8 protein-coding genes, 1 tRNA gene and 1 pseudogene are annotated in these 8,400 nt (G+C 66.0%); 7 read left to right on the top strand and 3 right to left on the bottom strand.

The genetic code is table 11. The features are described 5' to 3' along the window. Nucleotides 1-221 (top strand): annotated as a pseudogene (locus G3I17_RS20230) (hypothetical protein); the annotation flags it as partial. Beyond that, the gene (locus G3I17_RS20225) at nt 209-1,114 is read left to right on the top strand and encodes a universal stress protein (RefSeq protein WP_164598497.1); all 906 of its coding nucleotides are present in this window, start codon (nt 209-211) and stop codon (nt 1,112-1,114) included. The pseudogene G3I17_RS20230 and the gene G3I17_RS20225, both read left to right, overlap by 13 nt. A gap of 6 nt (nt 1,115-1,120) precedes the next feature. Here G3I17_RS20225 and G3I17_RS20220 read toward each other — a convergent pair whose 3' ends face one another. The 3 genes from G3I17_RS20220 to G3I17_RS20210 form a co-directional block, all read right to left on the bottom strand. After that, nucleotides 1,121-2,875 (bottom strand): GAF domain-containing sensor histidine kinase, encoded by a 1,755-nt coding sequence (locus tag G3I17_RS20220; RefSeq protein WP_164598495.1) that lies wholly within the window; start codon nt 2,873-2,875, stop codon nt 1,121-1,123. A gap of 129 nt (nt 2,876-3,004) precedes the next feature. Further along, the gene (locus G3I17_RS20215) at nt 3,005-3,451 is read right to left on the bottom strand and encodes a DUF1003 domain-containing protein (RefSeq protein ID WP_164598493.1); all 447 of its coding nucleotides are present in this window, start codon (nt 3,449-3,451) and stop codon (nt 3,005-3,007) included. Further along, nucleotides 3,441-3,929: a pyridoxamine 5'-phosphate oxidase family protein gene (locus G3I17_RS20210; protein ID WP_164598491.1), complete on the bottom strand. Its 489-nt coding sequence runs from the start codon at nt 3,927-3,929 to the stop codon at nt 3,441-3,443. The genes G3I17_RS20215 and G3I17_RS20210 overlap by 11 nt, the downstream gene beginning before the upstream one ends. Before the next feature lie 544 nt (nt 3,930-4,473). Here G3I17_RS20210 and G3I17_RS20205 point away from each other — a divergent pair. The 5 genes from G3I17_RS20205 (at nt 4,474) to G3I17_RS20185 (ending at nt 8,369) form a co-directional block, all read left to right on the top strand. Continuing rightward, a tRNA-Met gene (locus G3I17_RS20205) sits at nt 4,474-4,547 on the top strand. A 379-nt stretch (nt 4,548-4,926) separates the two neighbouring features. Next, nucleotides 4,927-5,451: a hypothetical protein gene (locus G3I17_RS20200; protein ID WP_164598489.1), complete on the top strand. Its 525-nt coding sequence runs from the start codon at nt 4,927-4,929 to the stop codon at nt 5,449-5,451. 141 nt (nt 5,452-5,592) lie between these two features. Next, complete coding sequence (locus G3I17_RS20195) at nt 5,593-6,528, top strand: hypothetical protein (RefSeq protein WP_203590476.1); 936 nt, start codon at nt 5,593-5,595, stop codon at nt 6,526-6,528. Between the two features lie 81 nt (nt 6,529-6,609). Next, nucleotides 6,610-7,563 carry an alpha/beta hydrolase gene (locus G3I17_RS20190; protein WP_164598487.1) on the top strand — a complete coding sequence of 318 codons (954 nt, stop codon included), beginning with the start codon at nt 6,610-6,612 and terminating at the stop codon, nt 7,561-7,563. Next, nucleotides 7,560-8,369 (top strand): amidohydrolase family protein, encoded by an 810-nt coding sequence (locus tag G3I17_RS20185; RefSeq protein WP_164598485.1) that lies wholly within the window; start codon nt 7,560-7,562, stop codon nt 8,367-8,369. Before G3I17_RS20190 ends, G3I17_RS20185 begins: the two co-directional genes overlap by 4 nt. The last annotated feature ends 31 nt before the right edge of the window (nt 8,370-8,400 follow it).

Below are 8,400 nucleotides of genomic sequence, written 5' to 3'. Positions count from 1 at the left end.
TCGGCGTCGCAATGCGTATCGCCGCGGCCGCGGGAGTCGTTCTGTACTTGATGATGTGGAGCGCCGCGCTACCGCCGACGACCAACCCGGTGATCGACGACCACATCATCGGCGCCATCACCCTGGTCGCCCTGGCCCTCCTCGCCGCCGGCCGGACCTGGGGCCTGGCCGACCGCTGGAACGAGCTCAGCATCGTCCAGCGCTATTCATGGCTGCGATGAAAGCGACCGGCCAGCTGGTCGGAACCAGGCCGGTGATCTTTCTCGGCGTCGACGGTTCGTGGCGCGAGACAGGCGCACTGGAGTGGGCAATCCAGGAATCGGTTCTCCGCGGCGAGCCACTGAGCATCGTGCACGTGATCGACGAAAGACTGCGCAAGACGCCCTATCTCACCCCGGCGACAGTCGACGGCCAGGCGATGGAACTGATCCAGCAGGTGCGCAGCGAGCTGCCCGCTGCAGACCATGGCGCAAGTCACCTGGCCAAGACGGTGATCGGGCATCCGGCCACCACCTTGGCCGCGCTGGCAGAAGGCAGCAGGATGCTGGTGGTCGGGCGTCGGGGGATCGGCTCGTTCCAGCGGTTGCTGATCGGATCGACCTCGGAAGCCCTCGCCAACCAGGCACGGGTACCGGTGGTCGTTGTTCCGGATCGGTGGAAACCGCCCCGCGGCGCGGTGCCGGTGATCGTCGGGATCGATGACTCTCCGCAGAGTGAGGCAGCGATCGATTTCGCCGCCACCGCAGCGACAGAGCGCAAGGTGCCAGTTCGCTTGGTCCATGTCTGGGATCTCCCGAACGTCTACTCGTGGGAGGCGAGGTCCTTCAGCGACATCGAAGGCGACCTGGCTGAGCATGCCGAGCGGCGGGTCGCTGCGATCGCCGACCAGTGGGGCCACAAGTACCCCGACCTCGAGATCCAGACCGAGGTCCGCCGGTCGCACCCGGTCCGCGGTCTCCTCGAGGCGGCCGACGAAGCAGGCGCACAGCTACTGGTCATCGGAGGCCGCAACCGCAGCCGGGCAGCGAGTTGGCTGCTGGGCTCCACCGGACGCGGAGTGCTTCACCACGCGACCTGCCCAGTGGCCATCGTCCACGAACCGCGGACAGACTGACTGCGGTCAAGCCGCCGGCGCGTCCAGCGGCGCACGGAGCTCGAGAACGGTGCCGTGCGGTAGGCGTTCTGCCACCCGTACCGCGCCGCCGAGTGCGGCCGCCCTTTCGCGAAGGTTGCGCAGCCCGCTCTCGGTGGCTGTCGACTTGATCCCGATTCCATCGTCGGTCACTTGTGCTGTCACCTCGCCGGCCGCGATGGTGATGTCCACAGCGACGCTGGATGCGCGGGCGTGCCGGGCGACGTTGGACAAGGCTTCTCGTACCGCGGCGAGGATCTGAGGTCTGGCCAGGGCGGGGACCACACTGTCGATCGGGCCGCTGAAGCGCAGCCGCGGCGCAAACCCGAGAGTGACCGTGTACTCGTCGACCAGTGCGCGGACGTCGGCGCGCAACGATCGGCGGCCTGCCTGATGCTGCAATTCGAAGATCGACTCCCGCAGATCCCTGATGGTGGCGTCGATGTCGGTGACGGCCCGGCTGATCCGATCCTGGACGTCCGGAGCCACGCTGCGGTGAATGCCCTGCAACTGCAACCCGGTAGCGAACAATCTCTGGATCACCAGGTCGTGCAGGTCGCGTGCGATCCGGTCCCGGTCGGCCAGTACGGCCAGAGCGGACTGGTCGTGACGGGCAGCGGATCGCTCCAGGGCCATGGTGGTCTGGTTGGCGAACATCAGGATCAAGTCGGTGCCTGCGTCGCCGATCGGCAGGTCGCCGTGGTGTCCCGCCACCATCAGGATCCCGGCCGTACCGCGAGTGCCCGGCGGGAGAGGGACGAAGACGGTCCGACCCAGGCCTTCGAGCTCAGGCACGTTGGCGAGCTGCCCGCTGCCGGCAGCCAGTTCGGCGAGGTCCTCGACCACCACGGCTCCGGTGCCGTGCAGAACGTCACGCAGTACCGGCCGGTCCATGCTCATCCTCAGACCGACGTGCCGCGCCAGGCCGGGTGGTCCGTCCACCGTCTCGATCACGAGGTCACCTTCCTCGACCAGCAGCACGGCTCCCAGCACCGCGCCGGAGACTTCACGGGCCCGGCGAGCGATCAGCTGCAGCGTCTCGGCTGGTTCGAACTCGCCGAGCAGCAGCTGGGTGATCTCGGCGGTCACCTCGTACCAGCGGCGCCGGCGCTCGGTGTCGGCGTACAGGCGCGCGTTGTCGATCACCACGCCGGCCGCAGCAGCCAGAGCCGCCATGGCATGCTCGTCGTCCTCGGTGAACGCCGCACCGTCGGCCTTCTCGGTCAGATACAGGTTGCCGAAGACATGGTCGCGGATCCGGACCGGGACACCGAGGAACCCCTGCATCGGTGGATGGTTGGCCGGGAAGCCGTACGACGCCGGGTGCTGGGTGAGATCGGCGAGCCGAATAGGCTCGGGCTCGGCGATCAGCAACCCGAGGATTCCATGTCCCTCGGGGTACGGGCCGATCTTCGCGATGGTTTCCGGGTCGATGCCGTGGGTGATGAATCTGGCCAGCTTCTTGCCGTCCGGGCCGACCACGCCCAGAGCGCCGTACCGGGCACCGACCAGCTCGCAGGCCGCGGTGACGATCCGGTCGAGGGTGCTGTTCAGGTCCAGGTCCGAGCTGATCCCGACCACGGCATCGAGCAGCGCCCGGAGTCGTTCCTGGGAATCCACCACCTCGTCGACCCGGCCGAGCAACTCCTGCAAGAGCGCGTCCAGCCGGACGCGGGACAGAACGGCGTTGTCCAGCGCACCTTCGTCCCACGACCCGCTACCTCGACGTCCCCGGCTGGTCATGGGCCCCACCGTACGGACTCCTGGTCAGCCAGGACACCAGTCGTCCGGTTCACCGGCCGGCCGGCTGGAACTGCCTTCGCGCAAGTCACCGACAGGTCTCCGACCACCCCGATGCCCGTCTACACCTGGCTAGGGTGCAGGCGGAGCTGCGACCACGCTGCGATGGATCTCCTCGGTCAACGTGTGGATGGCGAGCGTCAGATCGGTGTTCTTCTTGAGTTCTTGTTCCTGCTCCACGAAGTCGTGGTCGGCTTTCGCCTGCTGGAAGGCTGCTTGCCGGTTCTGACCGATCATCACGAACGCCGACAAGAAGATCGCCTCGAGCGAAACAACCAGGGTCAGCTTCGGCCACGGCTGGGACTCCACCAGGAGCATCCAGCCGGCGAATCCCACTGCGTGGAGATAGACGAACGGCATCGAGCCGGCGAAGGCTGTGATCGTGTCGGCCAGTCTGGCCTGGAAATCAGCGGATCGGGCCCGCTGATGAGCCAGAACGACCGGATGGTGGAGCGGAACAGCCCTCCTGATCTGCCGGTGAGCAACTTTGGTCAGCACGGTGCGTCCGTCAGCCGTCATCGCGCTGTCCGCCTCCATCTTCAGTCCGGGCATGGACCGGCGGCTGCCAGGCCAAGACGCGTCTACCCCGTAGAGACTCGAGGCTGAGCCGGATGCAGTGCGGCCACCGGCCTGGCGTCCAAGAGTTGGCGGACAGGTTGAGCGATACCTCTGCGGTCTCTGCTTCGGTCAGGTGGGACAGACGGCCGACCACGGTCACCGTCCAGCCGGCCTGCCGCTCGGCGCCGGTCGAGTCGGTCTCGAACGCGACCACGTCACCGCGGTCAGCAGCCCGGTACATGTCACCGTCTGCGGTGCAGAACACGACTGTCTCGCCGTCGACGGTGAAGTTGACCGGCCGGACGGCGGGAAGCGCGCCCTCGGTGAACACCAGCCTCCCGATCGGCACCGTCTGCATCAGCCGGAGGCAGTCGGCCGGGTCGAGGATCTCCAGACCGGCATGGTCGAACCGCTGGGCCTGGCGCTGCCGATCAATCATGATCTGCCCCCCGTCGGGTCGAAAGAGATGTCTACCTCCATGGAAGCGCCCAGACACCGCCGCCGGGCAGTGCCGGACTACCCCATCAAGAGGGCCATTCGGCCCACGCCGCCGGCGCGTTGGGGTGGAGCGGCTTCCGGTTGCTCCTTCGGTCCTCCCAAGTCCGCGAAGAGACGGCAGCCGCAGCTGCCTGCTTGCGGGCACAACGCGTCGACGCGCCCCCGCAGCCGTCGCCGTCGTAGTTCATGGCGGCGATTCGACGGCGTGGGGACAGACGCATGCCGTCGAATTGCTGAACACTCCGGTCGGAGAACTCAACTCGATCTCCATCGACCTGGAGGACACGGGTCGGCCTATCGACAGCGCCACAACATCGACTTGAAATCTACGGGTAAGGCTTCGGTCTAGAACAGGAACCTAGAGTCAAGATCAGTGATCTGGAGTGGTGATCGGCCCGGACCATCAGGTCCGGGTCTTCGCCTTCCCGGGGCCCGATTTGGACGCTCAGCGGCCATCATCTAGACTCACACTCGTAGGAAAACGGCGCGGGGTGGAGCAGTTCGGTAGCTCGCTGGGCTCATAACCCAGAGGTCGTAGGTTCAAATCCTGCCCCCGCTACTTTGGAAGGCCCGGACCAACAGGTCCGGGCCTTTCTTTGCATTGAGCAACCATCGGCAGCCTGCGCCCCACACGCTCTCCGTCGCCCGCTGAACGAGTGCCAACTGCCAATCGGCGGTCAAACCATCTGGCGGGCCGGTTCACCTAGGGAGCCGGCCCCCTTGTCCTCTTGGGTAGAAGTCGGCGGGGTAGCTATGAATCCACCTAGCCTTCGGCGTGAAGCGTGGGTGGGTGGGTGGCTGCGTCGGCGTCTGATTGGGTGGCCGGTCCGATCGCTGCGTCCAGCCAGAGTGGCGCGAGGGGTTGCGGTCGGGGTGTCAGCGGAGGAGGCTGCTGCCTCCATCCCGGGGAGGGTTTGGGTGGATGCTAGGGGGCAGAGATGACATCGGATCCGGCCGGCTTCTATGGTGCAACGGCGCAGACGATTCCGGTGTTGTTGCTGGTGCTGGCTGTGGAAACGACGTTTCTCGCTCGTGCTGCCCATTCGGAGACCGTCAGACGGAGTCTTGAGGCGTGGGCGGCCGGCGGCCGGATCTTCATCCCTCTCCCCGACGGCGTCCTCGGCGTCAGCATCCTCAGCACGGTGTTGTCACCTCTGGTGGCGGCTGTCGTCAAGGTGCTGGCGAAGCCGATCGGGCGGATCGCCAATGCGGCGTTCGTGCTCGGTACGTTGACGCTTTCGCTGGCTACGGAGCTCCTGGCGTTTGTCGGGTTGGCTATCACCCCCGGCCCAACGTTCGTCACGTGGAGCGTGTGGATCACGCTGGCGACGATCTTTCTGCTGGTGCTCGAGACGCTCCTGGCGCTTGGGCGGGTCGCTGTCGTCGGTGCTTACCGGCAGTCGCAGACAGCACCATCAGAAGCTGACGAGGACCCTTCATCCAGTAACCGAGACCGGTTCTGATTGCCGCGTCGCCATCGACGAAGTCATTCCCCTGGGTGCGGGGTCCGCCGCGGTTCGGTGACGGGGCGGCAGAGCTGCAACCTTTGTGGTCTGGTCCGCATCAGTCTCGCTGGAGAATCTCCTACGAGAGGAACACCTCAGATGAGACTGCATCAGGTCACTGCGGCAGCTTCCGCGGTACTACTCGGCAGCCTTGCCCTGGCGCCAGTCGGCGCGGCGAACGCGAACAGCGTGGCGAGCACGGTGACCACGGCGAGCACAGTGACCGCGGCGAGCGTGGCTGCTTGCAAGATGGGCGTCGGATCGATCACGAGTGGCGGCGACATCGGCTACTCCGGCGTCATGGCCTCATCGCCGCCGACGGCGAACCAGGGAACCGGGCCGCACCTGTTCGTGCCGGGGATCGCGAAGGCGTCATCGACCTGGACGACGACACTCGAGGTCCCAGCCGGCAGTACGACGTACGGCTCCGTAGTACTGAATGAAACGCTCTACTCGGCGTACTACTCCGATGCCTCGGGTGTACCGCCGACCGGACTGTCGAAGATCGGTTCCGGCTGGACCTACTTCACCGCGACGGAGGTCTCCTTCTGGCAGAAGGTGCCCGGATCGACGGTGATCAGGAGCGCCCGGTACGGCCTGAAGGGCGGTAGTGGCGACCTCTATCGCTGGGTCGGCGGCGGTAAGGGTCAGGCCGCGCCCGGGTTCGCCGCGGTGAAGTCGATCGCACTGATCAGCGAGACCGCGGCGTACGACACTTTCCTGGCCAACACGAACGGCGGCGCGCTGTACACGATCCGGATCCCCCGGACCTCGCCGATGAAGCCGATCGTGACGAAGGTCCGCACGTCGACGTGGGGAGCCTTCGATGCGCTCGTCGCCGAGAAGTGCGGTACGCAGGGCACGCTGCTGACCGCGATCGACAGGGACACGGGGGCGGCGTACCTGTACGCCGTCGGCCACGCCAAGGGCGCATCGACGGTGATCAAGGGCCTCGGCAAGGTCCCCGGCACGTACAAGGACCCCGTCTACTACCTCAGCACCGCCGAAGGAGACCCGCCGCTGTTCGGCGAGTGATATCGGCGCAGGCGATCGCCGCGAAGGCCCGGACCAGCAGATCCGGGCCTTCCTGCCCTCTTGCGGACCTAAAATCACAGCATGGTTGAAGGTGTGGAGTTCCGGCAGCGGGTGATGCTCGGTGGGTTCGCCCAGGAGGTCTCGGTACGAGGCGCTGAGGCAACCAATCCGCTCTTGCTCATCCTCCACGGTGGTCCGGGGCTTGCCGAGATGCCCTTGTTCGCAACGTACAACTCCGAACTCGAAGACCACTTCCTGGTAGCGCACTGGGATCAGCGCGGCGCCGGCCGGTCGTACGATGCCGGCCTTCCGGCCGAGTCGATGACGTTGCGGCAGTTCGTCGCCGATGCGATCGAGTTGATCGATGTCCTGACCGAACACTTCGGGCAGGAGAAGGTCTACCTGCTCGGGCATTCGTGGGGGACCTTGTTCGGTGCGATGGTCGCGAGCGAGTACCCGGAGAAGGTGCATGCGTACATCGGAGCGGGGCAGCTCGTCGCCGGTCGTCGCGCCGCGCGGACGTCGTACGAGTTCACTGTGCGCAAGGCGATCGAGCAACACAACGACGAGGCGATCGCCGCCCTCCGGCAGATCGAGGAACGCCGGTCCGCGGGCGGGCTGACGTTCGCGGAGCTGACTGTCCAGCGCGGCTGGCTGAATCACTTCGGTGGCACGGTCAACGGCAGCAGGGACGCGTTGTTCGCGCGGATCGAACCGGAGTTGCAGAAGGAATACTTCGGTGAACTCCGGGATGTCGCCCAGGAGTTCTCCTTCGGGCACCTGATGCAAGAGACCCTCGCGACCGACCTGCAGCTCACTGCCCGCACCTTCGAGGTCCCGATCCACCTCTGCGTCGGCCGGTACGACCAGGTCACCCCCACCGAGCAGGCGGTCGAGTACTTCGAGGCGATCGAGGCGCCGTCCAAACAGCTGCACTGGTTCGAGAACTCGGCCCATTTCATGCCGTTCGAGGAAGCCGCGAAGTTCAACGCCCTGATGGCCGGCCTCGCGCTGGAGAATCGGAGTTCGTCATGATCGTCGATGCCTGGGCCCAGCATTCGACCACTCGGCATCTCAGCGATCCGATGCTCGACTCGTTGCGGCGGTGGACGCCGTCGATACCCACCGAGGAACAACCGGTCGCCACCACCGTCGAGGCGATGGACCAAGCCGGCGTCGACAAGGCTTTGATCAGTGCTTGGATCGCGCCTGGAAATCAGCTGATCTCCAATGACGAGGTGGCCGGCTTCGTCGAGCAGGCGCCGGACCGGCTGATCGGTGTCGGTTCCGTCGACCTCAAGAAGCCGATGGATGCCGTCCGCGAGATCCGGCGCTGCATCGACGAACTCGGGTTCAAGGCCATCCGCGTCCTCCCGTGGCTCTGGGAGGTGCCGCCGACCGATCGCCGGTTCTATCCCGTGTACGTCGCCTGCTGCGAGGCAGATGTCCCGTTCTGCACCCAGATCGGCCATACCGGCCCGCTGATGCCGTCCGAGGTCGGGCGGCCGATCTACCTCGACCAGGTCGCACTCGACTTCCCGGAGCTCAAGATCGTCGGCGGTCACATCGGCTATCCCTGGACGGACGAGGCGATCGCCGTCGCCACCAAGCACGAGAACGTCTACATCGACACCTCGGCCTACACCACGAAGCGCTACCCGCCGGCCTTGGTGGAATACCTTCGCGCCCACGGCCGCAGCAAGGTGTTATTCGGCACCAACTACCCGATGATCACCCCGGCCAAGGCGCTGCAGGATGTCGACGCCCTCCAACTCGACGACGAGGCGAAGGCCCTGTTCCTCGGTGGTAACGCGGAGCGGGTCTTCGCGTTGTCCTCCTGATAGTCGGCTAAGAAGTCGGGCGGCTCGGACA

The organism is Streptomyces sp. SID13031, from assembly GCF_010548305.1.
Taxonomy (GTDB): Bacteria; Actinomycetota; Actinomycetes; order Propionibacteriales; family Kribbellaceae; genus Kribbella.
Note: the sequence above shows the minus strand (reverse complement) of the source record. Positions and strands in the feature narration are given on the sequence as shown.